Here is a 26,123-nt window from a genome sequence, read left to right as displayed (position 1 = left end):
AGTGGAGGACGTCTACCAGGGCAAGACGTGGCGACGCTGCGTCACATCACAGCGACGATCGGGTGGACGCCGGGTCGCGGTACACGACGGAGAAGGGCAACCTGGATGAGCGCACACCCGCCCCTGCTCGGCATGCTCTTCTACCGGCCCCGGCATGCCCGCCCACGGGTGCAGTGGTCGCCGCCGGTGGCGTTGCTGTTCATCCCGCCGGCCATCGCCGTCGTCGACACCCCGATCGGCATAATTGCACTCAGCGCGGCCGCTGTGCTGGCCGGAGTGTTCGTTGCGGTGCGCTGGCGACTGGTGCACGCGGCCGCGCGGATCGAGGAGATCATCGAAGCCGAGCTGGCGCCCCGCGAGGACCCGTCCGCCTCCTCGGTGCCGCAACTCCGTTAGGGCCTGCCAAGCACGGCCCGCTGGGTAATGCTGTGGGCATGATGGTCGTGCCGCGGTCCTCGGCGATGCAACCATGGTCGGCTGCCATCGACGGGCCGGACGCAGTGTTCGTGTACCTCCCGGCCGTGGCGACACGGCCGACGATGGAGCCGCACGTCTGGCGAGGACGCAGTGTCTTGATCCCCGCGGCGGCGGTGACCGGCCTGGCAATGGCCGTGGACGCCGTGCTCGAGACCGCAACCAGCGCCACGACGCGCGGCACCGGCCGTCTCCATCGATGGGGCCCGGCGCGCCCCGACCGGGTCGCGGAATGTGTCTACCTCGATGGGCCCGTCCGCGCGGCCGGCGGCGACGGATACAAGCCAGCGCGAACGTTCTTCGTCGCGTCACCGGATCTGCGAGGGCTGACCGTCCGCCTGGCCGCCTACCTCGGCGCGCCGGACCCGCCCTAATTCCGGTATGCACCAGCCGGGCGCGGAGCAGCTCGCGGCGCCGCTGTCAACGACGGTTCGCCGGAAGCAACATCCCGGCGGCAATCCTTGACGGCTTGATGAGCACGAGTGGCGCATCGTCTTCCTGCACCGAGAAGTCCACTGAAGATCCACGCGAACCCGGCGACCAATTGCAGCTCATGCAGGCGCGAAGCCGATGCCGGCCCGTTGCGGCCCAATCGTGACTCTGCAAGGCAGCCGAGCCGGCTCACCCGGTGGGCGGCGGCGTCTCCGAGGTCTTGCTTTTCTCGGCCTTCCTCGACTCCTTGGCCGCTTGCCTGGATGACTGCTTTGCGGCCTGCCTCGATTCCTTGGCGGCCAGCTTGGACTCCCTCGCCGCTTGGTTGTCGCTTGTGATGGTTCCGGAGTCCTGCGCCGCTTCAGACTCCCCCGCGGCCGCCGTCCCATCAGCCGAAGCAGCACCCGGCACCGACGTCAGCTGCGGATCCGACGAGGCCTGGCCGGGTCCCGCTGGAACTACTTGCCCCGCGGTGTCGCGTGCGGCTGGCCTAGTCCCGGCAGTCTGGGTCGTCGTTCCCGCGCCGCCGGACAGCGTCGGCGGAGATTCGCTGGACGTGCTCGCACCAATCGTTACCGTCGTCACCAGAACCGCGCCCGCCGCGGCCACCTTCGCCGCCGTCGCCCATGACAACGCCGACGCACCCGTGCTGGCAGCCGCCCCTGACGAAGCGAACGAACTGCCGGTGGTCAGCCAGTGCGTGATGATCGGCAAACCGAGGATGAGCGGCGCCACGGTGGCGGGGAGCTCCTCGTTCAGCTCCTGCAAGCCGGTCGCCAGCTTCCGGCATTCCGCGCAACGATCAAGGTGCACCGTGATCCGATGCGCTTTGAGGTCGGAAATGTCGTCCCGCACCCACCGGGCCAGCTGGCCGGACACGTTCTTGCAGTTGCGACGCCGCGCCTCCGGCACGTGCTGGCCCAGGTACGCCTGGCGCAGGCCCTCCCGCGCACGGTAGGCCAGTGCCGCCACGCCGTTCGGCGTCATTCCGAGCTCCTCGGCGATCTTCGCCGGCGAGTCGCCGTCGATCTCGGTCCGCCACAGCACCGTCCGCCACCGCTCGGGCAGGCTGGCGAACGCGTCCGCGGCGACCGTGGCGTGCAGTCGGCTCTCCACCGGCTCGTCACTGCCCTCAGCCGGCACAACGTCCGGCACCTCGGCCACCACCGCCACAGCAGAGTCGCGCCGACGCCAGCTGACCATCATGTTCCGGATCGTCGTCAGCAGGTACGGCCGGAAATCCTCGTCCGGGCCACCACCGTCGCGCAGAATCCGCAGTACGCGGGTAAATCCCTCGGCGATCAGGTCGTCCCGCTCCGCCGCGTCGACCGCGATCGCGGCCGCCACTCGCCGGGCGGCGGCGAGGTGCCGTTCGTAGAGCTCACCGAAGGCAGCGAGGTCACCACCTCGGACCGCCGCGATCAGGGCTGCGTCGCTCGGGGCATCGGTCCCGGCCACCGCCGGCGCCACTTCGGTCACCACACCCCCTCGCCCGTGCGGGTGCACGTGCAGAACGTCACACGATAGTGGTCGAAGGAGAAGTCGCCCGCAAGGTCCAACGCGTTGCATCTAGCTAATCCAGCCGAGGCGCAAGCAATCAAGCCCGGCACGACTCGCCGAGTGCGATCAGGTGTTCGACAGTCCGACGAGGAGCGGCAGAATGGCGGTCGTGCCCGCCGCTGACTCTGCCTTCGACGCGTCCGCGCTGGTGCAGATTGAGGGTGTGCTGGAGCGGATCACCTACGCCAACGAAGACACCGGCTACACCGTCGCCCGCGTCGCCACCGAGCGCTCCGGGCCCGACCTGCTCACCGTCATCGGCCCGCTGCTCGGGGCTCAGGTCGGGGAAAGCCTGCGCCTGAAAGGCTGGTGGGGCAGCCACCCGAAATACGGCAAGCAGTTCCGGGTGCACTCCTACACCACCGTCCTGCCCGCCACGATCCAAGGGATCCGCCGCTACCTCGGCTCCGGGCTGATCAAGGGCATCGGCCCGATGATGGCCCACCGCATGGTCGAACACTTCGGCGTCGACATCCTCGAGGTCATCGCAACCGACCCGAAACGCCTGATCGAGGTCCACGGGCTGGGCCCGAAGCGCACCAAGCTGATCGCCGACGCCTGGGAAGAGCAGAAAGCCATCAAAGAAGTGATGGTGTTCCTGCAGAGCGTCGGGGTGTCGACGTCGCTGGCGGTGCGGATCTACAAGACCTACGGCGACACCGCCATCGACACCGTCCGCCGCGAGCCCTACCAGCTCACCGATGTGTGGGGTATCGGCTTCAAAACCGCCGACACGATCGCCCAGGCCGTCGGCATCCCGCATGACAGCCCCGAACGGATCAAGGCCGGCTTGCAGTACACGCTGTCGCAGGCCGCCGACAACGGGCACTGCTATCTGCCCGAACCGAACCTGATCACCGAGGCCACCAAAATCCTCGAAGTCGACCGAGTCCTCATTGGGCCGTGCCTGCAGCAGCTGGTCGCTGATGAGGGCGTCATCCACGAACAGGTCCCGGCCAACACCGGCGGCGGCACCGTCCCCGCCGTCTATCTGGTGCCGTTCCACCGCGCCGAGCGGTCGCTGGCCGGCACCCTGCTCGGCCTGCTCCACACCCAGATCGACCGGCTGGACGCCTTCGCCCAGGTGGATTGGGATCGGGCGTTCGAGTGGCTGCGCAGCCGCACCGGCCAGGACTTGGCCGAGGAGCAAGCGGAAGCCGTGAAGCTCGCACTGACCCGCAAGGTCGCTGTGCTCACCGGCGGCCCCGGCTGCGGAAAGTCCTTCACCGTCCGATCGGTGGTCGAGCTGGCCCGGGCGAAAAACGCCCGGGTGGTATTGGCCGCGCCGACCGGGCGGGCAGCCAAGCGGCTGGCCGAGCTGACCGGCCATGACGCCAGCACCGTGCACCGACTGCTGGAACTGCAACCCGGCGGCGACCCCCGCTACGACCGCGACAACCCCTTCGACGCCGACCTCGTCGTCATCGACGAAGCCTCCATGCTCGACCTCATCCTCGCCAACAAACTCATCAAAGCCGTCCCGCCTGGCGCGCACCTGCTGCTGGTCGGCGACGTGGACCAGCTCCCCTCCGTCGGCGCAGGCGAAGTCCTGCGCGACGTGCTCGCCGCCGACACCATCCCCCGCGTCCGGCTCACCAAGATCTTCCGCCAAGCCCAGCAGTCCGGGATCGTGGTCAACGCCCACCGCGTCAACACCGGCATCGCACCCCAGTTCGAAGGCTTTCGCGACATCTACTGGTTCACCTGCGAACCACCCGAGGATTCCGACCTCAACCCGGGCGAGGAAACCGCGAAACTCGTCGTCGACATCGTCGCCCGCCGCATCCCGGCCAAATTTCGGCTCAACCCACGCCGGGACGTGCAAGTCCTCGCGCCGATGCACCGCGGCCCGGCCGGCGCCGGCAATCTCAACACGATGCTGCAAGAAGCCCTCACCCCCCACCGCGACGACCTCGCCGAGCGCCGCTACGGCGGGCGCGTGTTCCGGGTCGGGGACAAAGTGACCCAGCTGCGCAACAACTACGACAAGGGCGCCGCCGGGGTCTTCAACGGCACTCTCGGCGTCGTCACCGCGATCTCGGCCACCGACCAGACCCTGACCGTCCGCACCGACGAAGACGAAGAGATCGACTACGACTTCGCCGAACTCGACGAGCTCGGCCACGCCTACGCCGTCACCATCCACCGCTCCCAAGGCAGCGAATACCCCGCCGTCGTCCTGCCGCTGACGATGTCGTCGTGGATGATGCTGCAACGCAACCTGCTCTACACCGGCATCACCCGCGCCAAGACCCTGCTGATCCTCGTCGGCTCCCGCAAAGCCCTCGCCGCGGCCGTGCGCACCCCCGGCGCCGGACGCCGCCACACCGCGCTCACCCACCGCCTCCAATCTCGCTGAACGCGATCGATCGCCGACGATCACTATGTCGACACCCACAGTCTGCGCAGGTGAGCGGGCAGTCGTCGACGTGGGGGAGATTGGTTTGGCTGCTACGCAGCCGGGTCCGCAAGGTGCGCCAATCCCCGGCTCGACGACCAACAGTCGAGAAGACCGGCTGCGACGGCGTCGTGATCGGCCGCGGCTGTCTCGACCGGCCCTGGCTTCGGCGAGCTGAAAGCCTCGTTCCTGGGCACGGAAATCCCGACCTCCCCGAAGCTCGGCGAAGTCGCCCACGTACTCCGTCACCACACCGAGCTGCTCATCCGGCACGACGGCCACGACAAGGCCATACGCGCGACATCCGCAAGCACATGGCCTGGTACCTGATGGGCTTCCCGGTCGGCTCCGAACTCCGCCGCGGCTCTCGTCGATGACCCAGTTCGACGACCTCATCGCCCAGCTCGACCACGACGCACCGTTACCCGAAGCCGCCACCGGCCCGCGCGGCCGTCAGGGCTCCCCGGGCGAGGTCACGCTGCCCCACGGTTGGCTCGACGACCCGGACGACGACAGCCGCCCGAAAACTGAAGACATGCACTCCGGCGGCTGAACCGCCCGCCGACAGGTCGGGCGCGTCGCACATTCGTCGCTGCCGACTAAGCCAGCCGACTATCCACAAGTTGTCCACACCGCAGCCGTAGTTGTGGATACTCGACGTGTAGTAGCGCGCCCTACGCTCGGCCGCTCCGATGCGGCCCGGGCTATCGTCGATGAGAGCAGACGATTCGCCAGCGACGGGGAGGGAGTCAGCATGGCCACAAGGGACGATTCATCAGCTCCGTTCGGTTCGTTGACTGATCAACTGCTCAGGGTCTACGACCGCTACGCGGGCGATACCGCCGACCGTCGCCTGGCGTCGATTGCCGAGCGGCGTGGACCTGAACACGCCTTCGTTTTGGTTACCTGCGCACGCCCCCCGACGTTCCGCTGAGTCGGCACCACTCGTACGCCGACGAACTCGAGTACGCGGAGTGCGACGTTGTCCGCACCGAACGCGCCGTCGGCGATGACCTGACTCCCGGCTTCCTCGACCTCCTCCGTCATCTCCGCCCCGACGACACACTCCTCGTTCCGCGGCCGTCGCATCTCCGTCCCAATCCGATTGTCTCGGCCCAAGCAGTCACACTCGCCCAAGCACGCGGCGGCAACATCACGTTCCTCCACCCCGACGAGCCGAGCACACAAGTGTAGAAGTCGGTGCGCGATCGTCTTCCCCGCGGCCGCGCCACGAAACGGGGCTACAGCTGACGTACCCCAGGCTGCCCGCCCGACCGACTGAGAAGGGTCACCGCTCGCATGAAGCTGCTCACTGACGTCGCGGCGACGGTCGCCGCGTGGTTCACTTCCGACCACATCGCGTTGGCCTCACTCGCGACCGCGGCACTCGCGTTCGGTGCTTCACTCTGGGGAACACTCGTCTCCCGGAAGAACGTCAAAGCCGCCCGCGCAGTGCAGCAGCTGCCGAGGAACAAGCAGCGGCAGCGATCGACCAGGCTCGCCAGGCATCCCAGCAGTCCTCCCTCGCCCATGACATCGCGGAAGTCGATACGCTCTCCACTGCCAAGGCCCGCATCGACGAGGCCGCACCGAACGTCACCCACTTCGAAGAGCACTTGCCTCGCCGGTCCTGCGTCGCTCACAACGACACTCGGCCGCGCCCCAGCTACCAGATGGCGATCGCCGGACTGCCGAACAACCGTGACTGGACACCTGCTTGCGTCGCCCAACGAGATAACCGGGGGCGACCTCGATGCCTTCATGAGTTACCGGCAGCCAAGTTGGCGCCCTCGGACAGGCGATAGATGCGTCTCGAACGAAGGAAGCGTCTGTGGCACACCGACGAAGCGTCCCCATTCAGCCTGTACTCGCGATAGGTTCTACACATGACGAGTGATACTCCCGCCGCTGTGACCACAGTGAGTGAGTCCATTCCGGACGTAACGATCGCGGGAAGACGGCTACGTCCCACCGCGGTCTTCGATACCTACTGGCGGTTTGCCGCTGCCCGCCAGGCGACCTACTTCGCGAGGTTGAACGGCGATCAGGCACCTGCTGACGACCCGATCTTGGCCAGTCACCGCTTCACCAACTGCTACCGCGCTGCTGATCGAGTCAGTCAGTATGCGATCCACGACGTGGGTTACCAGGGCTCACAACATCCCGACGATGTCGTGTTCCGGATACTCCTGTTCAAGTTCTTCAACAAGATCGACACTTGGCGTCTGCTCGAGGATCAATTCGGGTCGATCGCCTGGGCCTCGTGGCAGCCTGGGCTCGCGCGGGCGGTGCTGGACGCCGCGTGGAAGGCAGGCCGCAAGTTGTATTCGCCGGCCTACGTCATCCCGCCGCCTCAGCTGGGCGGTCGTCGCAAGCACCACGATCATCTACTGCTGGTCGAGACCATGATCAGTGACGGTCTCCCACAGCGGTTGCGGCGCGCAAAGAGCCTCGCCGAGGTGTTTCAGCAGCTGCGGCAGTACCCGGGCATTGGGGACTTCTTGGCGTATCAGTTTACGATCGACCTTAACTACAGCTCCGTTCTAGACTTCTCGGAGAATCAGTTCGTGGTGGCCGGCCCCGGGGCCCGCGACGGCATTCGTAAGTGCTTCGGGGCCGGTGCCAGCGGCATCGAGGCAGCCGTCATCTCGCACATGACCGACACACAAGAAGAACATTTCGCGCGACTCGGCCTCCGGTTCGACTACTTGGGCGGTCGTCGACTCCATCTGATCGACTGCCAGAACTTATTCTGCGAAGTCGACAAGTACGCCCGAGTAGCCCACCCGGACGTTCCCGGTATCTCCGGTCGTACACGTATTAAGCAGCAGTACCGGCAATCCAGCGAGCCGATGCCGGCCCCATGGTTTCCCCCAAAGTGGGGGATCACTGATGCCGTCAAGGCACAAGCCGCCGCGGTGAAAGCTGCAACTACGCAGTCCTAGCTGGAGTCGGCCTCCAGCGACAGCTGGCCAGAGGCGTTCGGCGGCCGCGGCGACGGGCGTCGTCCGCGTGAGACGGTCGTTGCTGCTGCCGATGGAGAGAACAAGGGCAACTGCGTCGTACTGGCCAGTGCGGCACGGAGGTCACCAGCAGCGCCTTCAGCCTCAGCCTGTCCCGTGATGACCGTCAGCGTTCCTGGAAGGAAGCCAGCAGCCTCGGCGATATAGCGCAGCAACATACCCAGCGCGAGATAGTTGCCGTATCCACGCTGGACCATGTACTGACTGCGGTAGAGCGCCACCGCGTTGAGCCGGTTCCCGGTGTGCTGGAAGGAGACGTGCGACAAGCACGGAAACCCCAACGGCATCGAATCTGTGTAGGCGTTGAAGATGCAAGCGCCAAGGTCGTCAGTGGCCTCCTCGCTGGACAGTCCATCGGAGGTGCCCGGCACCTCGGATTCCTCGGTGCGAGGTTCGGGAACGTCGATCGCCCCCTCGTATGCGGTTGCGACGTGGTTGCCGTTGTGTCCGTACATACGCAACCGGTTGATAATGCGGTTGAGCTGGTCGACCGGGCCTTTCTGCGTGGGATGTGCTACCAGCCGCCCGAAATAGGTACCGAAACGGTTGATCTTGCGCTCGGCCTTGATGCGGTCATACATCGACCGGTAACGCTGAGCCAGGCGCTCCGGCGTGGACGAGGACGCCGCGAGCGCGGCCGGAAAGACGGTGTTGACCACCGTCTGTACCGGGTCGTAACCACGGCGGGCCAGCAACTCATCGACAATCGCGCGGAACGCGGGATCCTCCACCCCGGGCTCGGCGATCTCAACAATGAGGTGCAGAAGTTTGCGGTCACGCTCGGCCAGAAGCAGGTCCGAGGCCTGCGACCATACTTGCCCGCAGTGCTGTCCTCGCAGGACGGTACCAGCTACACGCATGGGTCCTCCCCCGCCGCCGAAGCGACACGTTGAGCCTGCTGCTGGGCCAGCAACAGGTCGAGATCGGCCTCACTATTGACATTGGCAACATTCGGGACGGCTCGTCGCGCTCGCGGCCGCACCGGGCCCGATTCGACCGAAACCTGCAGGCCGCCATCGTCGCCCGCCAGCGACAGCAGATGACGGCGCACCGCGCCATTACGGTCCGGCGCCGCGGTCGCGCTGAGCACAATCGAGGTGAAGCTCTGGTGCACGAACTGCGCCACATCGTCGGCAATGAGCCCCTCGGCCGCTGCGTCGGCCGTGGCCGGCAATACCAGCCGGTCACCATGGTGGAGGGTCAACTCGCCGCAGCCGACCAGACGCTGCAGCGGCCACACGTCGGCGTCGCCGCTGCGCGGCGGCGCGGTCGGGTCGTCAAAGCGGTTCTTGATCGCAGCAGGGGCCGTACGAGCCAGAGCGGTCGCTGCTCGCGGCTCGATGATGCGGGCAACTCCAAGGTGCCGAGCGGTTCCGCGGTACGAGGTGCCGAGCATCAGCCCGGTCAGGTAGACGTGCTCGGGGCGCAGGTCCCCGGGCTTGATGTTCAGCAGGCGTAGGGTGCGGACTAACGCCGCCCGGGGCATCAGCAACCAGGCCGCGAACGCCTCGGCGGTGGTTTCGGTCAAGGTCGAGGTCGCCGGTGTCGCCGACAGTGACGCAAAATCCGTATCGCAGGTGAGGCCGTGGTTGAACACATGGTGGCCAAGCTCGTGCGCGGCGCTATGACGCTGCGTCGAGGGCGGCATCGCCGCGTTGATCCAGATCCCGCCCGGGTGCGTCTGTGTTGGCGGAATGTAGAGACCGAACAACCGCTCGGCCTCTGGATCGGCCAGCGCACGAAGGTTGGCCGCCGAGATCAGTGCAGCCACGTCCGTGCGCCGATCAGCGGGTTGGCCCGCATCATCGAGCGTGCGCATCGCCGCCATGTGCGCGAGCCGGTGCGCGACCGACCACTTCGTCATCGGCGCTGCTCACCACCCGCGGTCGGTGGGCGGTCGTCCGTGCTGTCCGCGCCGTCACTGACACTGGCGCCCGCATGCTCAGACGCGGATCGCCGCAGGTTTGGGCCGGCCTCATCGGCGCCCTCGAGAGGGTCTTGGGAAAACTGGAGGAACTGAGCAAACGACAAGAGTTTCTCCCGGTCGCCGCTCGTCAGGCCGGCGTGGGCACGAGTGAGCAGCTTCAGAGATGGGTCATCGGCCCGTGAGGCGGCGTCTTCTCCAAGGAGGTATTCCAAGGTCTGGCCGTACACGATGGCCAACTTCTTCAGCTCAATGCTGTCGACACGGCGGTTACCTCGCTCGATCTCGGAGATCGCCGACCGTGGGATGCCGGTGTTATGGGCGACGGTTTGCTGGGACAGGCCGGCGTACTCCCTGCTGGTTCGCAGTCGCTCTGCCAACTCCTGCTGGGCGCGCTTGTCGGCTTGCGTCCCTGCAGCGTCGGGCTGCTCGCTCATCTGACTGCTCCTGACTGCGTGACGGGCAAATAGTTCGCTCTCCCCGCGCGGGATGTATCACGAGCCGCGCTGTCCCTGGCGAAGCGGGGGCGCGGCTAGTGCTCCACGTCATCTCGCCGCCTCGGGTTCCGTCGGCGCGGGGTCGGTCAGCTGGTCGCAGACTCGCTCGGCGAAGCTGCGGATGGATCGCATATCCCGGGCCGTGGGCAGGTCCGTCGGGAGCTTGACCCCGAAGCGCGCCTCCACCCGCACCATCAGCTCGACCAGCAGCACGGAGTCGTAGGGCATATCTGCCCCCTGAGCTGTGAGTTCTTCGCGCAACTGCTCGACGTCACAGTTTTTCTCCTCGGCGATCAGCTCGAGGATGTACTGCTCGACTTCGGCGCGCCGTCCGAGGGCGGGATCCACCTGCACCACCCTTTCGTGTGAGGTAATCCAACAGGTGCTTGTGTCATCCTACGGCAACCCCCTGCGGAAAACCAGACAGACTGCTGTAGGCTCAGTCATCAACAGGGGTAGCGGTGGCTCCCGGGCCCGGATCCACCGTCTCGTCCACACGCAAGTCCAGACTCCACCCAGTTTGGAGAACCGATGTATCACGCACCCTCCCACGATCTCCCGCACGTGCGCCCGGGCGGCACCCTGCCGTTCCCGGTTGCGCGCCTGATCAGGCACCACGCACCCGAGCGGCGCGCGTCAACGGCACGCCAGCGGGGAGGTCTGGCGTCGGACGGCCTCGTACCGGTCGCTCAGCCCGGCGCCCACCCGCTGTTGACCCCGCATCCGAGTGCCGAAGAACTGCCTCAGCGGGTCTCGTATCAGTTCACCGCCGCCACGCGGCCGCGTGACGGCAGGCCGGTGACGATCGTCCTCGCAGACGGACGCAAGCTGGGGAACCCGCTGACCGACGCCGCCGGCAGCGAGGACTTCTACCGCCTGCACGACGTTTTCCACCTCTCCTACGCCACACTGTTGGGCTGGTCACCGGTCACCAGGGCACTGCTGAACCGCAAGCGCCGCAGCAACCCCACGCTTGACGAGAACGAAGACGGCGGCCGCGCCGTAGTCGTGGAGGAGGGCATCGCAGCAGTGGTATTCGGCTACGCCAGCGACCGCGGGTTCCTGCGCGGGCACACCTACGTCGAAGCTCCCCTCCTCGACTACATCCGCTCGAGCGCAGCACCCTTCGAGGTCGCCCGGGCAACCGCCCAGGACTGGGAGGACACCATCCTCACTGGCATGCGGCTGTTCCGCCAGCTGCGAGCCTGCGGCGGCGTCGGCACCGTTCACGCCGACCGAATCCGGCGCACCATGGTGTTCGCCGGCCCGACGCGGCAGCAGACACCTCAGGCATCGATCCTTACCAGCGTCCAGCACGGCCCGGAGCGACCACTGACCCGGCACATGATTCGTCATCAAGCCGTACCCCTCGCGAGCTGATCACCTCACGATGACGTTCGGTGGGTCGCCCAGCCCCAGGACGGCCCACCTTCACCAAACTGTCACCTCGAACGCGCGTCTTCACTCGTTTGCAGCAATCAGCACTTTTCGGGGAGCATTACTGTCGGGTAGGGAAGATCGCCCACTTCGACAGGAGACCCGCCCATGTCGTCCGACGACACTGTGCTCCCCATTCCCCCCACCATCTCGCCGGCCGTCGCAGACTGGGCCCGGCGACGTCGAATGGCGATCGAAGCATGGAATCTGGGCAAGAGACTGCTAACGCCGGCACCGACGCGGCCCCTCCCACCAACCAGGCCCATCTCCACCCACCGAGCGGGGTCACCACCGGGCACGTCACGCCCCTCTACCGTGCCCGCCACGAACCCCGCTTTCGACGCCAGCACCTGATCAAGGCTTACCAGAACAACCACGACTGCAACCTCGTTGTGGTGATCGACCAGATCGTGCCTGACACCATCACGCACTTCGCCGAGACGTTGATGGAACTCGATCCCGCCAAGGACCTTCACCTGCTGTTGCACACCCCGGGCGGCGACGGCGAAGTCGCCGTCCGCATGGCCCGCATGGCGCAGGAAGCCAGCGCCCAATTCGTCCTCCTGGTTCCCGACACCGCCAAAAGCGCCGGAACAGTTCTCGCCCTCGCCGCGCACGAGATCGTCATGGCAGCCACCTCTGACCTGGGCCCCATCGACCCGCAGATATTCGTGGCCGACCGAGGCTTCGTCTCCGCCAAAGACCTCATCGTCGCTGTCGACGGCGCCATCGCAGCTGTCAACGCCCAACCCGACACCTTCGCCATCCAGGCCGCCATGCTCGCGGGCATCGACGCCACCACATTACAATTCGCCCGATCAGCCCTCGCCCGCACCGGCGACCTGGCCCGGCAAGCCATCTCCAGCCACTCCGACCGGACTCCAGCCGACATCGACACCCTGTGCAAAACCATTGCACAGCCCTTCATCGAGTCACCGCGCTCGCACCACGCCGTCATCGGCGCCCAGGAAGCCGAAGCCGCCGGCCTCCCGATCACGCGGCTCCCCATGCAAAGCCCACACTGGCTCGAAATCTGGGAAATTTGGAGCCACTATTTCGCACTCGGACCCCTGGCCACCTTATCGGTCTACGAAGGAGCGCGCGCTTCCCTCATCTTGAGCAATGACGCTTGAACGCGCTTCGTTCGCCCAGTTATTACTCGAGCACGAGCTGGCCGTCATCCGCGAGCTCGGGTTCCCCGCTACTTACTGGTCGTGTGGGACATCCTCCGGTTCTGTCGCGAGAACGACATGCTGTGCCTGGGCCGAGACTCGGCCGCGCGAACAGCACGGTGTGCTTCGCACTACGGATTTGCAACGCGACCGTGCCCGCTGGGACTTGTCGTTGAAGCGGTTCCGCTCGGCGTGCTCCTCACCCCCACCGGCCTGCCCTAGCAAATCGGGCTCGGCTGCTGGGCGATCCTCGCCGCCGTCGCCATCGTCAGCTCGCAACATCGCTCTCAACTACACTCGGCCACGGCCCAGCCATCAAGAACTCATGAAGCCCCGATGAAGCCCTTCTCCTTGCCGAGGCCGACCTCAAGGGCAGGCGAGCGCTTCACGCCGGAGAGCGCCACCTGGATCATCGGCGGAGCCACGTTGTCGGCCGTCTCCGCGATGATGCGGTCGATCAGCTCGTCCAGCTCGGTGGCGGTGTTCACGCGGATCACGACGCTACCGTCGTCATCTTTAGGCGTCTGGTCGTACCAGATGTCGAGCGCTACCACTCTTCGCCTCCTTCGAACCGCCGCCGCGGTAGGCCGGCGGGCGTGCGTTCGTAGACTGCCAGCTCTGCCCACATGACTCTGCCCGTCTGTGTCAAGCGGGAGCCCCACCGCCCTCCTCGCGCGTCGACCAGGCCGAGGCCGCTGTCTCCCGGCAGCACGATGTCGTCGGGAAGCACAAGCTCTTGGTCGTGCTCGTCGACGACCTCCACAACAATGTGCCTGTTCCAGCCGATCAGGCACACCTTGATCGCATCTTCATCCTGGATGGGACGGAAGACCCAGCTGGCATCTCGAACGGAGACGAGCTGCCGAAGCTCCGGGTAGCGGCGAAGGGCATTGTCGTTGTTGATCGACTCGTTCATCAGGCAGGCACCTCGCTCGGTACGAGGAGCGCAGTCAACCGGGCGCGGATGACGGCGGCGGACTGCTCTGGTGGGCGGCTGCCGCAATCCACCCGTAATACCTCGAAACCGGCACCGACCAGGGCGTTGGTGGCGTCGCGGTAGTAGGTGACCTCGGCGTGGCTGCTGGCGGGAGCGAGCTGGAAGCGGTTGTGCGGCCTGCGCTCGATCAACCGCTCAGCAATCACGTGGGGGTCGGCTTCGAGGATGATGGTGAGGTCGGGTCGTTCGACTTCCTCGTTGAGTTGCCACAGGAGGTCGGGATCAACGCCGTCGAAGCGCTGGACGACCAGACCGGAGGCGAGGTAGCGGTCGGAGATGACGATCTGACCGGACTTCAGGTGTGACTTGATCTCGGTCTCGACGTGGTGGTAGCGGTCGGCGGCGTAGAGGCAGGCCAGCGCATGGCCGGTGACGGTCGGGGTGACTTCGGTGGCCAGCTGCCCGATGCCGCTGTTGGACGGCTCTGCGGTGACGTGGACGTGTTCTCCGTCGGCCAAGAGCATCTGCGCCAGGTGGCGGACGATCGTGGTCTTGCCTGCACCGCCCGGTCCGTCGACGCTGACGAACAGGCCGTGCTTACTCTCAGAAGAGGGTCGGGGCGTCATCGGTACTCCCTCCTGGTGGCTGGTGACGCAGTTCTTCGAGCGCTCGCCGGCCTGCGAGGTGGACAAACAGCCGGGCTGTCACGATGGCGTCGTAGGTGGCGCGGTGCGGTTGGTCTTCGCCGTCAAGGCCGTGAGCGAGGTTGAACTCTTCGACCAGTGAGCTGAGCTTGTAGGTCAAGCGGCCGGGCAGCAGGCGTCGGGCGAGCTTGAGCGTGTCGAAAACCTCGGGGCACTCCCAGTTGCCGAGCTTGCGCTGGAGTACCCCGACGTCGACGTGGGCGTTGTGCGCGATCAGGGCGGAGGCGTTGAGCGCTTTGAGCACGTCGGCTTCGATGTAGCCGAACACCGGAGCGTCGGCGACCTGTTCGTTGGTGATGCCGTGAATCCGGCGGGCGAAGTGACTGATCGGCTGGTCGGGCTTCACCAGCCAGCTTTTCGGCTCTCCGACGATGCCGGCGACGATGCGCACCGCGGCCAACTCCACTAAGTCGGGCGGCTGGTGGCCGTTGCCTTCGACATCGACAACGACGTAGCTGAGGCTTGTCCAGTCGGTCATGAGCTGGTGATGTGCTTCCATCCGATGTCCGCGCGGCCGTGTCGGTTCGCGTGGTGCCGGTGGCGCGCGTCGTGGACCTGGAAGCCAAGCGCGTCCTGCAGGTGGAACATCGGTGCCGACCACCCGGCCGGGCTGGCCCGGCGCACGCCGGGCCAGCTGCGGCTAGTTCGACTCCCCGGCTTCGACGCGGTGGTCTTTGGCGTCGGGCGGCGTGTTTCGGAAGCTGGCTCAGGTCGAAGGTTCCGATCTGCTTTTGTCGGTGGGAGCGCCAAAAACGGCATCTTTCGCCGCTCGAGCAAGTTCCGCTTGGGTTCGCGCGGTGAGACCGATCCGGTTCCAGTGGAAGATCACGTGCAGAGCGGTGATGGCGCGCAGTCCCCGGGTGAGCGCGCCTTCCTGGCGCAGTGCCTGCAGCTCTCGTCCCGCGTCGGCGAACGCGGTGAGCCAGCCGCGGTCGAGCACGTCGGTGCGGGCTCTACCGCGCTGGAGGCGGCCGATGTCGCTGGTGAACGAGTTCCACACGTCCGGGGCGACGGGAGTGACGGGCACGCCGGCGCGGTGTTCGGCGACTTGTGCCCACACATCGCCTTGCTCGATGATGTCGAGTCCGGCGGCCCGCATGAACGTGGTGCACAGGATGAGCGAGTGTTCACGCCGGTCGGCGGCGCCCGCGCGGAGGAACGGCAGCAGGTGGCGGCTGTCGTGGTGGAACAGCCGGTGGGCAAGCTCCATGCTGGCGGGTCCGCCGAAGGCGTGGACTTCCGGCTCGTAGATGTCGCGGGTCCAGGCGACTCCCGCGGCCAGGCGCGGGTGGACCGGATCGCCGTCGGGGCTACGCGGCGGGTTCGCCAGGAGGTAGCGCACGCGCCAGGGGCCTTTGCGGATGAACCACCAGGAGGCGAGCAGCTCGTCGGCCTCGGCGGCCGGGAGGACGCCGGTCAGGTGTGCGGCGGCGTGCCGTTCCCGTTCGGCGGGGTCGTCGCCGGGGTAGGCGATGTTCAGTTGCGTCCAGGCGGGGGTGTCCATCAGCGGCCTTTCGGTCAGCGGAGCAGAAGGCAGGCGTCCCAGGAGGTCGCCATGGTCGCGGTGGTGGCGAGGGCGGCCCCGGCCGCGCCGGTGAGGAATCCCGGCGGCTCATCGGTCGGGGCGTGCTGATGCGCCAGCAGGGCCGGTGTGAGGGGAATCGGATCGCGCGCGTCGGCGGCGATGCGGCGGGCGGTGGCGAGCAGGCCGCCGGTTCCGTGGCACAGGCTCCGGTCGGTCAGCCGGTCCAGCTGGGCCGGGTTGTTGAGGCAGGCGGTGAAGGCGGTTTCGGCGTGCCGCTGGAGGGAGCGGTCGTGCAGCGCGCTGCCCGCGAGCTGGAGGGCTCGGGCGATGCCGGGCGTGCCGTAGCACCAGGAGGGGCGGCGTGGGCCGGGCTGGCTGGTGGTGCCGTGGTCGAGGTTTGTGCGCGTGACGATCTGCGGCCACCACGCCGTTTCGCTGTCGTGGTGTTGTTCCCAGGTGTTGAGCCACTCGCAGATGCGGGTCATCGCGTCGGCCTGCCCGTCGACGGTGTTGCCGTCGCCGTAGGCGAGGGCGAGCAGCGCGAGCGGACCGGCGATGCCGTGGGCGATTCCGTGGTTGGAGTGGCCGCCTGCGGGGCCGGGCCGGGCGCGTTCGGGCCCCGCCGGGCACCACCAGCCCGGGAGTCCGTCGACGGGCTCGGTGAGCCGGACCAGGTAGGCCAGAACGGAGCGCAGCAGTTCAAGGTCACCACTGCGGCGCAGGACGACACCCAGGCCGGTCAGGCCGCCGATGAGGTCGAATTCGCTGAGTTCGGGCCGGGCGTGCCGGTCCATGCGGGCGTGGGCAATGTCCAGGCGCCGGCGGGTGATCTCGGCCGTGGCTGCGTCGACGGTCGCGCGGGCCTGGGCGAGGCCGGGCCGGTCGGGAGCTGCGTGCAGGACGAAGGAGAGGGCCGGGGCGCCCAGATACAGGCTGGCGGTGTGGGCGCTGCTGACTCCGTCGGCGACGGCGGCGCTGAGCACCGTGTTGGCCTGCTCCCAGGTTCCGGTGCCCGTATGGGCGTGCTCGATGTGCAGCAGGGCGATCCCTGCCGCGCCGCCGCTGAGGGACTGCCCGGGCTTCACCACGCATCTCGCGCGAGCAACGTGCGGGCGGTGGCGCGGGCCAGCCGCAGGCAGTGCCGTTCCGAGGTCAGGTCCACCCCGATCATGCGGACGTGGTGCAGGTGCAGCAGATCCGCCAGGACCCGGTCCGGGTCGAGCCCGTCCTGCTCGATGTGTACCCGGTAGGTGCCCAGTGCCCGCCGGAGCCGGTCGTCGCTGCCTACGGCGAGAGCCCGCAGCACCGGGTCGCGCTGGTCGCTGACCGCCCGGTCACCGGCGTGGCGTTCACCGTGGTGGTCGACGTGCTCGATGAGCCACCCGGGGCCATCTCCGGTGAAGCCGTCGGTGATGCCGATCATCCCGGCCGCGGTGGCGACCGTCCGGTCGCCGGCCAGGCGCCCGATGACCGCGTGTGAGTCGGCGGCGAACACCTCCTCTGCAGCGGCCAAGGTGGTTCCGGTGCCGAAGCGGGCTTCGGGCCGGTAAGTGTTGATCGTGTAGTCGTGCAGCAGCCCGTCGGCGTGCAGCAGGTCCGCCCAGCCGCCGAGCTGCGCGACCGCGGTGCCAAACTGCCCGGCGTCGCCCAGCGGGATCCGCACGCGCAGGTGGGGCTCGGGTTCGTGGTAGCGGATGAACCACCAGCCGTTCCCGGCGATCTCGTCAAGTTCGACGGTCCGGCCGAGGATGTCGTCGCCGCGGCCGAAAACCTTGATGTACAGCCACGGCGAGAGCCCCGGCCGGTGCTCGACGGTGCTGAGCGTCCGCACGGTCCTGGGGTGCCGAGGCGGGCTGGGTGGCGAGGTCCGGGCGAGGGTGAGGGTGATCTCGTGGGCTCGGCCGTCGATCCAGCCGGCTAGGCCGTGGGTTTCGGTGAGGACCGCGTCGGGCTGACGGCGGAGATGGCTGCGCAGGATCGCCAGGTGGGCGGGTTCGTCCAGGGTGAGGCGGATCTTCACGTCGTCGGCGCCGAGGAATACTTCTGGCGGAAGCCGGTAGGTCTGCCGCAGCTGTTCCCATGCCCGCCGCCAGCGGTCGAAAGGTTCGGCCGGGGCGAGTAGCGCGGAAGCAGTGAGCTTCCAGCGGGCCGGGCTCAGAAGTGCTCGGCCGTGGCGGACGCGTGGGAGGAACGGCAGGTCGCGGGCGAGGAGTCCCCAGCCGAACGGGCGGCAGGGTGAGCAGAAGGCGGCCCAGATTTCGGTGAGGAACCGCGCGAGTGGCTGCTGCCCGCTGGCGAGGTTGACGCCGTTGAACACCATCGGCTCGATGGGGCGGCCGCTGGAGAGCGAGATCAGCTGCAGGCGGTGCGCGTCGCCGGTGACGGCCAGGTCGTCCAGCGTGATGCCGGGAGCCTCCTGGTACTCCCCCAACGGCAGCAGGGGCAGGATCTCGGGCACCCGGGCCACGGCGGTCATCGTGCGGGCAAGGGGCGGCCCGGAGATCTGCACCGCTATGGCGTCGGATGTGGCGGTCGGCAGTGCCGTGTAGGCGCGCCGGAACCGTTCCCGCTCGGTGTCGTCGAGCAGGTGCAGGAAGCGGCCGGTGGTGACTCCGGCGTGGCGGGCCCCGCTGATGACCGAGAGCGTGAAGTCGCCGCGCTCGAGATCGGTGAGCGTCCTCGCGGCGATGCTGAACCGGAGTTCGGTGTGCGGGACGGGCGGGCGCTGGCCGGTGGTCAGGCGCGCGATGCGGTCGTCGCCGAGGACGACCTCGCGGCAGCCGTCGAGGGCGGCCTCCTGAGCGATGATCGCCAGGGCGGTGTCCCGCGCGGTCAGTACCCGGGGTTCGCGCCGATGCGATCCCCGGAATCCGGCGGGGTAGCCCAGTCCGGAGTCGCTGACCAGCTCCCGCACCGCCACCGCGGCACCTGGCCCGTAGCGTTCGAGAAACGCCTGGTGGTAGGACTGCCACCAGGGCGTCGGCGGCGCGACCAGCGTGAGCACCGACGCCGCCTGCTCGGCTTCGCGCACGACCGCGGCTGGCAGGGTCACCGAGCAGCCGGCCCGCACGTCGGCCCCGGCCGGTCCGACGCGATCGGGCAGGCTCCCGTAGCGGGCGAGGTGGGTGACCGGGTCGGTCACGGTCACCGGCGGGCGGACGGCCGACAGCAGAACCCGGCGGGCAATCAACTGGGCCAGCAGGTCCTCGATGACAACGAGGGCGACGGTGGGAGCCTCCGCGGCGAGCGCAGCGGAGAGGTCGCTGAAGGGGATCGGTCGCCGAGCGGTCTCCACGGCCAGGCGCACCGGTCGGGTCAGCTCGACCTCGATGTCCCACAGGTGATCGTCGGTGCCTGCACCGTCTCCGGCGCCGGCGCCCGGCAGGATCCACGAACAGCCGCGGGCGAATCCGACGCTGTTGGTGACCACGTCGACGGTCCGCAGCACCTCCGGCCGTTCGATGCGCTTGACCTGCTCGTCCACAAACGCACCGTCCGGCCGGAACACCGTCCGATGCGTGCCGCTCCAGCGCACCGACGCGCGGGCACCGATGTCCAGGGGCGCCACGCCGGCGAAGAGGCCGAACGGCGTCGCTCGGCTGGCCCAGCGCAGCAGATACCGGGCCACCGTCTCGACCAGCCGCCGCGCCCGCCGCACCGACTCGCACGCCAGCGGCGGCTCGGCGATCCGCTGCTGCACCTGGGTCGCCAGCTCGGCCGAGGCGACCCTCACCGCGTCGGCGAACCCTGACAGCCGCCACACCCGCCGGAGCCAGTCGTGCCAGCCGGACACGTCGTCCGTGGTCAAGTCCGGCCACGGCGGCAGCTCCGCGGCCGCGGGGAACGTCGTGACCCTGATCATTGCCGCGTCCACGGCCTCGTACGTGCGCACCTGCACCTCCGTCTTCGCCCCTACGACGGTGGGGCCCGGGCTCGCGGGAGCGAGACCGGGCCACACCAGCAGCTGACCGTCAGCCGTTGGTCGTACAGGCGTCGCTGCCCGTATCGCCGCCACCACAGCCGTCCGACGTGCAGTCCTCTGACGAAGTCGCGGGTGCGGCGCCGCTGTCGACGAGCCGCACGTTGAGGCGAAACTCCGAGGGGTCCATCAGAATGTCCTTTCTCCAGAGGGGTTCCTTGCTTTCCTGCCGTGACTTCGTTGGCAGAGAGGTGTTTCCCGGGAGGATCGCTACTGAGTTGGCCACGTGAACACCACCCGGCTGTGGCGCTTTTTCAGCACCAGCCCTTCCGGCAGATCGGTGTCGGGCGTACCGATCGGGAAGACGTGCAGAGTCGGAGCCGGGCGCCCGGCGCGATCCCACGCCCGCATCTGCTCGGCCATCTCCTCGGCCGCTCGCGCACCGTCCGGCCCGTGGGCGTAGGCGACGTACTCGAATTCGGCGTCGGCGACCTTGCGAAGCCTGCCCCGATAGGCCAGCGTCGCCTCGTGCACCGAGGCGGGAGTCCCGTATTGCCAGGACGGATCGACCAGACCGCTCTCGACGGCGCCGGTCTGGGCGATCATCACGGCGAATCCGGGCATGTGGCTGGCCAGCCACAGGTCGAGATCGGACGAGCGCCGGCCGGAGGGGACGATTACGCCCGAGCCCGCGTCGTGCCGCGGGGAGGAGAACACGTCCTGCACGAGGGCGCCGTCGATGTCCTGGCCCTCGTCGGTGAGCCACAGGTTGACACCGTCCCCAAGCGGGACTTCCCGACCTTTGCTGGCACCGGCGCCCTGCATCGGCACGAAGCCGCACGAGAGACTGCTGCGGCTGACCAGGTGGTCCCCGGTGCGCTGCAGCGCCCAGGAGCGGGTCATGCCCACGGTGCGCAGCGGGACGACCAGGGTTCCGTCGTCGGTCAGCTGGCTGAACCAGGCCGGCGGAATGTCCCACGCCCCGACGGTCACGGTGATCAGGTCGTAGCGGCGGCCGGGCTCGATCTCGAACTCGGCATCGGCGCACACGACCGTGACATCGCGGTAGCCCGCCGCGTCCAGGCATTCCCGTGCCCGGTCGGTGACGTCCGGGTCGATGTCCACGGTGGTGACCGACCCGTCCGGCCCTGCGATCTCGCGCAGCAGCGCCGCGTTGTACCCGCCGCTGCCGATCTCAAGGATATGGCGGCCGGTGGCCTGCCCGAGCATGTCCGCGATCAGGTGCGGCGCGGACACCGAGCTGATGTTTACGCCGTCCTCGCGCCGCTTGGTGACCACGGCGGTGTTCGCATACGCCTCCTCCAGCGAGACGTCGGGGATGAACAGTTCACGCGGCACGGTCCGCAGCGCCCGCTCGGCCTCGGCGGGCAACGTGAGGCCCCGCGCTGTGCGTCCCTCGATGAGCTTGTCGACCAGATTGTTGCGGAGTTCCTGTGCCCGTGTATTGACTTGTACGTTCAAGAGATACGTGCCTCCCAGGCTTGTACCGTGTCAACAATCGATGACAGACAGCGATCTTCAGTATGCCGGTCGTAACTATCGCGCTGTCACGCCGACGTGGTCGGCGGACAGGTTCAAGGACCGGAGGGCGCGGCGACCGGCACTGGCAAGCAGAGCACCGACCAGGCCATGTGGGCCGACCGGAGTCCAGTCGCCATTCCCGCGCAGCTATCTAAGGTGATCGAGCACCATTGTCGAATACGCTACGCTGGACGTCTCTCGCATGAGGTTCTGACCTTCGCGCCGGGAGAGACAGCGGGATTCTACCCCAGGTCGTACTGGTCGCGCACGCTTAGCTCTTCACCCATTCGTGGCGGAGTAGCGAGAAAAGAACTGAGTCGCGCCACGTTCCGTTGGTAAATACGTGATCACGTAGAACACCTTCGCGGGAAAACCCCAAGCGTTTGACTACTGCCTGTGACGCAGGATTTGCCGGACCGATTGCAGCGGTGACCCGGTGCAAGTCAAGCTCCCGGAAAGCGAAGTCAAGCATCACGCTCACCGCATCGGTCGCATAGCCGTTCCCCCAGTAGTCCGCAGCGACCATGTAACCCAGCTTCGCCGCTTGCATACCGGAGTATGCGATACGGCAAGTACCGATCAGCTCGTCGTCACCAGCGCACGTAATCGCTAAGTAGTACTCTGTTCTTGGCCTAGCTTTCGAGCGTTCTACCACGTCGTCGACTGACTTCTGGGCAACTTCGCGACTACGACTATCAAACGACATGAACTTAGTGACACGGTCATCGCCCACGATCCTGAAGAGTGCAGGACCGTCAGTGCTTGCAATCTCCCGCAACGAAGTTTTCTTACCCCTTAGCGGCTCCACCATGGGTGACGACTCCTCAAATATTGTTCATTTTGGCAATGCCAAAGGCTGAGATGAAAAAGCTCGCATCGAGTCTCCCAGCTCCCTTATTGATTTTGTATCGACAGAAACGTTGTCCAGCACTTCCTCAACGTACTCGACAGCCGCAATGATTCCGTGAGTCCGCTGAGGCGGAGGCAGTTCAAGCACTTCTGCCATCGCAGTATTGGCGCCCTCATATTCGCCGCGGCCGATCCGGGCGATGGCAAGAGCGCACCGGGTGCCGGCCTCGTCGCCGAATGCCCGGTCCGCTGCAGGGGCGCGTTCGTAGGCGTCGATAGCCTCAAGGGCGATGTGCTCAGCCTGATCCGCCTTCTCCGACCCTGCCCACGCAAGCGCTTCGGCGGCGTAGTAAAGCTGCCTCGGGCGAGTAAAGGTACAGAACCCTCCGAGTTCGTCCAGGTCGTCACGGCGGACCCGATAACGCGCCTCGGTCGCCCTATCCACCGCCACCTGTGCCTCTTCGAACCTACCAAGCGCCGCTAAGGAGCGAGCCTCGCCTGCGGCCAGCCAAACGGCAGCAGTATTACGGCTTGCGTGCGTGAATTCGAAACCTTCACGCGCATACTTGATAGACTCATTGTATCGGCGAGCCCAGTAAGCAATAAGCGACTGAAGGCCCTTGACCCAAGCCTTCAGACCATCATGACCAGCATTATCGGCGGCGGAAAACGCTGCGCGAGCGTGCACCATCGCATCGTCTGCCGACCCGGTGTCATGCGACGCGCGAGCCATAAGACCCGAAGAGACCCCTGCTAGCAGGTAGAGTTCGCGTGTTTGCGCTGGCTTTTGCCGTCCCTCAAGAAGAAAGAATGCTTGCTCTTGCGCATGACTCATGTCAGCAAGGAGCGTTTCCAGTGGCTCTTGCTGATATCGAACGGTCAACGCGCGAATATCGTCGGCGAGCTGATTAATCGTCTCCGGACCCACGTTCGGAACCTCCGTCCTCCTCAAGAAATCCCGTGCCCGCATTGCACTCAACGCGATTACCTTTCGCCGCCATTCGTGCCTTTCGGGATATGACGGAAAGCTGCCGGCGTGGACAATTGGGGATTGCTGAACGAGTCCACTGCCGTGAGCGGGCCCGAAGAGCCTCTCAACCGACTCACCGAAGATCTCTTCAAGCGCGGCGCGGGCGTGGGCGTAAGGAAGGCTCCGTACCTCGCCGACCATCCAGCGATACCCCTGCCGTTCGGACATCTCCTGCCCGGTGATCGATACCACCCGGCTGATCATGTCTTTGACCGTCATGTGCCGGTGGCTCATCACCTGCTCAAGGCGAGTACGCGGCGGTTCGTCGTCCATTGCACCTCCATCCCGCGGACACCCTCCAGGTTAGAGGTCGAGCACCGTCCATCGCGACCGTCGAGACGAGAAGTCAAGAGAAGTCAGAAGACGTCAAGGGAGATGACGTACCGACGTCACCCGCTCGGACGCCACGCTTGGCGTCAACTTAAGCACTGACTGTGACAGCCCGTCCCAGTCACGCAGCCGACGCAAGCCAACGCGGAGGGAACGGGGTGGAGGGCGCAAGCAGAGCGGTGAACGAACTGGCTGCGGCGGAGACTGCCTCTCACCCTCGCAGCAGCGAAGTCCGCGAGAAAGCGAGGTACGCACGATGACAGTAGACTACGAATCGCTGGCAACGCCGCTGCTCATCACCATCACCGCCCTGTTTGCCATCGCGTTCACCATTGGCCTGGCCCAGCAATGGGCAGCCAGCCGAAAGCGAGCACGCGCAACCACCAGCCGGAACGCTCCTCCGCGCCGTGGCCAGCTCAACGACATGGGAAGCGGCCTCCGATGACCATCGCCGTCAAGAGCCCGTTCGCGTTCCTCTGGGACGAGCCTGCCAACGAGCCGTTCACCACCTTGCTGAAACGCGACTGGGAGTTCCTCCCGGAGTTCGACATCGACGGCCTCCTCGTAAAGATGACGGGCGCCTTCGCGTGGGATGCCGACGGCTACGTCGACGCCCTCCGCATCAAACGCGAGACCGACGCCGCCGCCATCCGAATGGATCGCGCCGGCGGGAAGGTCTGGGAACGCGAAGGCGACACCCTCACCATCCTGCACCAGCTCGTCGACCTGCCTGCGCCCAGCGACCCGCGGGCGCCGCGCCTCGTGATCGGATCGGCTCCGCGGCTGTGGACACTGTGAAGTGGCTGGGGGCGCGGCGACGCGCACGACGACAGCTCACCGTCGCCCAAGCACGGCAGGCGCTGGTCTCGCTGCCGGACGTCCGCTGGCGAGATCCCGAGTCCGAAGAAGAGACACGCACGCAGCTGCAGGAGATTGCCACGATCGTCGGTCGCGCACTACGGCGAGTTCGTGCTTCGTCGGACGAAGCGCGCGCGTTGAAGTACGCGCAAGCGAGGTTGACAGCGTTTCTCGTGGGCTGGGACGACCCCAGTCTGATCGCACCGACACACCTCGCTCCCATGTACCAGAGCCTCGCGGAGGCACTGCGCGACCTTTCTACCCGCTTGGCAACAAACGAGAACGCCGATTCGCCAGTGAACCTCGACGATCCCGTCCCTCGAACCTGACTCGTCCCAGAATCCCAGCCCGGGCAGGCGGTGTGCATACCTCCCTCCCGTCCGGTCTGCGCGCCTCGACCGGACGCGAACTCCCAATCTCCGGGCGGTCGAGGCGCATCCAACATGTTCATCCCCAAACCTGAAACGTGATCACCATGCACGACATCCCGACCACGACACCGTGCTGCCACGAGGGCATCCACGAATTCGTCGCGTCGATCTCGTCACCGTCGGCTCCGCAGATGCACTCGCGTCAGCAGGCCCCGCCTGGCCGCCATCGGTCTCGCGCGCACAACTGCTCACCTCGCCGGCTCGCTGACCACGTCACCGGAACACTGATGACAGACTCCGAACGTTCGCTGGATGACCCCGGCACACCGCCGATGAAGCTGCTCAGCCTGCTCACCGATGCCTGCATCGATGCGTTGGTACGGCTCGCTTATGCCGAGCGTGACCGTCATGACCGGGCCTTCTACACGAAGCTTGGTTATGGCCTAATCGGGGCAGGGGCACGAGTCCTCGTTCACGCCTACGCTCGTCACGAGCAGCCGGCCGGTGACCATCGGCAAGTCGCGGCAGAAGCGGTCCAGGAACTGCGGACCGCGCTCGGCCTCGCCGAGCGGGTCGCGAGCAGCTCGGTGAGTGCGGGTCCGGCGGCGATGGATATCGAGGCGTTGGCCGAGGATTGCGCGCAAACCGCCGGGCGGCTGTACCAACTCGCGGCCGGACTGTCCCCGTCGGCCATCGCCGAGATCAAACGCCTCGACGAGGATCACGACAACGCCATCGACAATAACGACCACGGCGGACAGCCGGACGGTGAACCCGCATGACCGAACGCAGCGAAGTACACACCGGCTACTGGCGCAGCGGACCACGTGAGAATCCACCAGCCCGCCACACGACGAAGCGAACTACACCGAGCACGACGACGACGCGACCGCGACACTATCCCGCCTCGACAGGGGATCACCGGGGCAAGCGCGGGCCCGCGACATGACGACATCCTCAGTCAGTCGGCCGACCGCGACCGTTCTGCGGTCGCCGTCCACCAACCATCCGCGGATCCACCGCGTCGACGACGCCACGTTCGATTCCACCGGTGTGCTCGCACCCGCCTGTGCGTCAGCGGATTCTCGGCGCGACACCGTCGATGCCGCTCGGTCCCGCCGGCCACGCTACCGCGACACCT

Annotated in this window: 27 protein-coding genes; 12 read left to right on the top strand and 15 right to left on the bottom strand. The window is 66.9% G+C overall.

All coding sequences use genetic code 11. The features are described from left to right. Nucleotides 1-105 precede the first annotated feature (105 nt). Nucleotides 106-396, top strand: coding sequence for a hypothetical protein (locus ACLJPY_RS45675; RefSeq protein WP_410597248.1), 291 nt, complete (start codon nt 106-108; stop codon nt 394-396). Between the two features lie 38 nt (nt 397-434). Beyond that, a complete protein-coding gene (locus tag ACLJPY_RS45670; RefSeq protein ID WP_410597247.1) occupies nt 435-848 on the top strand; it encodes a hypothetical protein in 414 nt (137 codons plus the stop codon). 247 nt (nt 849-1,095) lie between these two features. Here the strand turns inward: ACLJPY_RS45670 and ACLJPY_RS45665 are convergent, their stop codons facing one another. Next, nucleotides 1,096-2,385, bottom strand: coding sequence for an RNA polymerase sigma factor (locus ACLJPY_RS45665; RefSeq protein ID WP_410597246.1), 1,290 nt, complete (start codon nt 2,383-2,385; stop codon nt 1,096-1,098). A gap of 190 nt (nt 2,386-2,575) precedes the next feature. Between ACLJPY_RS45665 and ACLJPY_RS45660 the strand changes: the two genes are divergently transcribed. From ACLJPY_RS45660 to ACLJPY_RS45645, 4 genes are all read left to right on the top strand, one after another. Further along, entirely contained in the window at nt 2,576-4,825 is a 2,250-nt protein-coding gene (locus ACLJPY_RS45660) for an ATP-dependent RecD-like DNA helicase (protein WP_410597245.1), read from the top strand. 50 nt (nt 4,826-4,875) lie between these two features. Further along, on the top strand, nt 4,876-5,241 hold the full coding sequence (locus ACLJPY_RS45655; RefSeq protein WP_410597244.1) for a tRNA-dihydrouridine synthase: 366 nt from the start codon (nt 4,876-4,878) through the stop codon (nt 5,239-5,241). Beyond that, entirely contained in the window at nt 5,238-5,417 is a 180-nt protein-coding gene (locus tag ACLJPY_RS45650; RefSeq protein ID WP_410597243.1) for a hypothetical protein, read from the top strand. Before ACLJPY_RS45655 ends, ACLJPY_RS45650 begins: the two co-directional genes overlap by 4 nt. 1,333 nt (nt 5,418-6,750) lie before the next feature. Next, a complete protein-coding gene (locus ACLJPY_RS45645; RefSeq protein ID WP_410597242.1) occupies nt 6,751-7,809 on the top strand; it encodes a nucleotide kinase domain-containing protein in 1,059 nt (352 codons plus the stop codon). Here the strand turns inward: ACLJPY_RS45645 and ACLJPY_RS45640 are convergent. From ACLJPY_RS45640 to ACLJPY_RS45625, 4 genes are all read right to left on the bottom strand, one after another. Next, a complete protein-coding gene (locus tag ACLJPY_RS45640; protein WP_410597241.1) occupies nt 7,806-8,747 on the bottom strand; it encodes a hypothetical protein in 942 nt (313 codons plus the stop codon). The two genes, ACLJPY_RS45645 and ACLJPY_RS45640, sit on opposite strands and share 4 nt — an antisense overlap. Next, nucleotides 8,738-9,751, bottom strand: a complete 1,014-nt coding sequence (locus ACLJPY_RS45635; protein WP_410597240.1) for an ImmA/IrrE family metallo-endopeptidase — start codon at nt 9,749-9,751, stop codon at nt 8,738-8,740. The genes ACLJPY_RS45640 and ACLJPY_RS45635 overlap by 10 nt, the downstream gene beginning before the upstream one ends. Further along, nucleotides 9,748-10,248 (bottom strand): helix-turn-helix domain-containing protein, encoded by a 501-nt coding sequence (locus ACLJPY_RS45630; protein ID WP_410597239.1) that lies wholly within the window; start codon nt 10,246-10,248, stop codon nt 9,748-9,750. The genes ACLJPY_RS45635 and ACLJPY_RS45630 overlap by 4 nt, the downstream gene beginning before the upstream one ends. Nucleotides 10,249-10,356: 108 nt before the next feature. Then, nucleotides 10,357-10,656 carry an acyl carrier protein gene (locus ACLJPY_RS45625; RefSeq protein ID WP_410597238.1) on the bottom strand — a complete coding sequence of 100 codons (300 nt, stop codon included), beginning with the start codon at nt 10,654-10,656 and terminating at the stop codon, nt 10,357-10,359. Nucleotides 10,657-10,839: 183 nt separating this feature from the next. On the opposite strand from ACLJPY_RS45625, the gene ACLJPY_RS45620 reads away from it, so the two are divergent. Next, a complete protein-coding gene (locus ACLJPY_RS45620) occupies nt 10,840-11,688 on the top strand; it encodes a hypothetical protein (RefSeq protein ID WP_410597237.1) in 849 nt (282 codons plus the stop codon). A gap of 452 nt (nt 11,689-12,140) precedes the next feature. Beyond that, the gene (locus ACLJPY_RS45615) at nt 12,141-12,878 is read left to right on the top strand and encodes an SDH family Clp fold serine proteinase (RefSeq protein WP_410597236.1); all 738 of its coding nucleotides are present in this window, start codon (nt 12,141-12,143) and stop codon (nt 12,876-12,878) included. A 362-nt stretch (nt 12,879-13,240) separates the two neighbouring features. Here the strand turns inward: ACLJPY_RS45615 and ACLJPY_RS45610 are convergent, their stop codons facing one another. From ACLJPY_RS45610 to ACLJPY_RS45565, 10 genes are all read right to left on the bottom strand, one after another. Next, complete coding sequence (locus ACLJPY_RS45610) at nt 13,241-13,471, bottom strand: Imm1 family immunity protein (RefSeq protein ID WP_410597235.1); 231 nt, start codon at nt 13,469-13,471, stop codon at nt 13,241-13,243. After that, entirely contained in the window at nt 13,465-13,833 is a 369-nt protein-coding gene (locus ACLJPY_RS45605) for a hypothetical protein (RefSeq protein ID WP_410597234.1), read from the bottom strand. The genes ACLJPY_RS45610 and ACLJPY_RS45605 overlap by 7 nt, the downstream gene beginning before the upstream one ends. Then, complete coding sequence (gene tmk, locus ACLJPY_RS45600; protein ID WP_410597233.1) at nt 13,833-14,480, bottom strand: dTMP kinase; 648 nt, start codon at nt 14,478-14,480, stop codon at nt 13,833-13,835. Before tmk ends, ACLJPY_RS45605 begins: the two co-directional genes overlap by 1 nt. Further along, nucleotides 14,458-15,036, bottom strand: a complete 579-nt coding sequence (locus ACLJPY_RS45595) for a PolC-type DNA polymerase III (protein ID WP_410597232.1) — start codon at nt 15,034-15,036, stop codon at nt 14,458-14,460. Before ACLJPY_RS45595 ends, tmk begins: the two co-directional genes overlap by 23 nt. A gap of 228 nt (nt 15,037-15,264) precedes the next feature. Beyond that, entirely contained in the window at nt 15,265-16,062 is a 798-nt protein-coding gene (locus ACLJPY_RS45590) for a thiopeptide-type bacteriocin biosynthesis protein (RefSeq protein WP_410597231.1), read from the bottom strand. 14 nt (nt 16,063-16,076) lie between these two features. Further along, nucleotides 16,077-17,168 (bottom strand): lanthionine synthetase C family protein, encoded by a 1,092-nt coding sequence (locus ACLJPY_RS45585; RefSeq protein ID WP_410597230.1) that lies wholly within the window; start codon nt 17,166-17,168, stop codon nt 16,077-16,079. After that, nucleotides 17,165-19,975: a lantibiotic dehydratase gene (locus ACLJPY_RS45580; protein WP_410597229.1), complete on the bottom strand. Its 2,811-nt coding sequence runs from the start codon at nt 19,973-19,975 to the stop codon at nt 17,165-17,167. The genes ACLJPY_RS45585 and ACLJPY_RS45580 overlap by 4 nt, the downstream gene beginning before the upstream one ends. Nucleotides 19,976-20,272: 297 nt before the next feature. After that, nucleotides 20,273-21,484 (bottom strand): methyltransferase, FxLD system, encoded by a 1,212-nt coding sequence (gene fxlM, locus ACLJPY_RS45575; RefSeq protein WP_410597228.1) that lies wholly within the window; start codon nt 21,482-21,484, stop codon nt 20,273-20,275. Between the two features lie 331 nt (nt 21,485-21,815). Then, entirely contained in the window at nt 21,816-22,355 is a 540-nt protein-coding gene (locus ACLJPY_RS45570; protein WP_410597227.1) for a GNAT family N-acetyltransferase, read from the bottom strand. 24 nt (nt 22,356-22,379) lie between these two features. After that, nucleotides 22,380-23,696 (bottom strand): hypothetical protein, encoded by a 1,317-nt coding sequence (locus ACLJPY_RS45565; protein WP_410597226.1) that lies wholly within the window; start codon nt 23,694-23,696, stop codon nt 22,380-22,382. A 313-nt stretch (nt 23,697-24,009) separates the two neighbouring features. Between ACLJPY_RS45565 and ACLJPY_RS45560 the strand changes: the two genes are divergently transcribed. From ACLJPY_RS45560 to ACLJPY_RS45545, 4 genes are all read left to right on the top strand, one after another. Beyond that, nucleotides 24,010-24,198 (top strand): hypothetical protein, encoded by a 189-nt coding sequence (locus tag ACLJPY_RS45560; protein ID WP_410597225.1) that lies wholly within the window; start codon nt 24,010-24,012, stop codon nt 24,196-24,198. After that, the gene (locus ACLJPY_RS45555; protein ID WP_410597224.1) at nt 24,195-24,551 is read left to right on the top strand and encodes a hypothetical protein; all 357 of its coding nucleotides are present in this window, start codon (nt 24,195-24,197) and stop codon (nt 24,549-24,551) included. Before ACLJPY_RS45560 ends, ACLJPY_RS45555 begins: the two co-directional genes overlap by 4 nt. Continuing rightward, nucleotides 24,539-24,940, top strand: a complete 402-nt coding sequence (locus tag ACLJPY_RS45550; RefSeq protein WP_410597223.1) for a hypothetical protein — start codon at nt 24,539-24,541, stop codon at nt 24,938-24,940. The genes ACLJPY_RS45555 and ACLJPY_RS45550 overlap by 13 nt, the downstream gene beginning before the upstream one ends. Nucleotides 24,941-25,077: 137 nt before the next feature. Then, nucleotides 25,078-25,764: a hypothetical protein gene (locus tag ACLJPY_RS45545; protein ID WP_410597222.1), complete on the top strand. Its 687-nt coding sequence runs from the start codon at nt 25,078-25,080 to the stop codon at nt 25,762-25,764. Nucleotides 25,765-26,123 lie beyond the last annotated feature (359 nt).

The organism is Amycolatopsis sp. lyj-23 (assembly GCF_046549135.1).
Classification (GTDB): domain Bacteria; phylum Actinomycetota; class Actinomycetes; order Mycobacteriales; family Pseudonocardiaceae; genus Amycolatopsis.
Note: the sequence above shows the minus strand (reverse complement) of the source record. Positions and strands in the feature narration are given on the sequence as shown.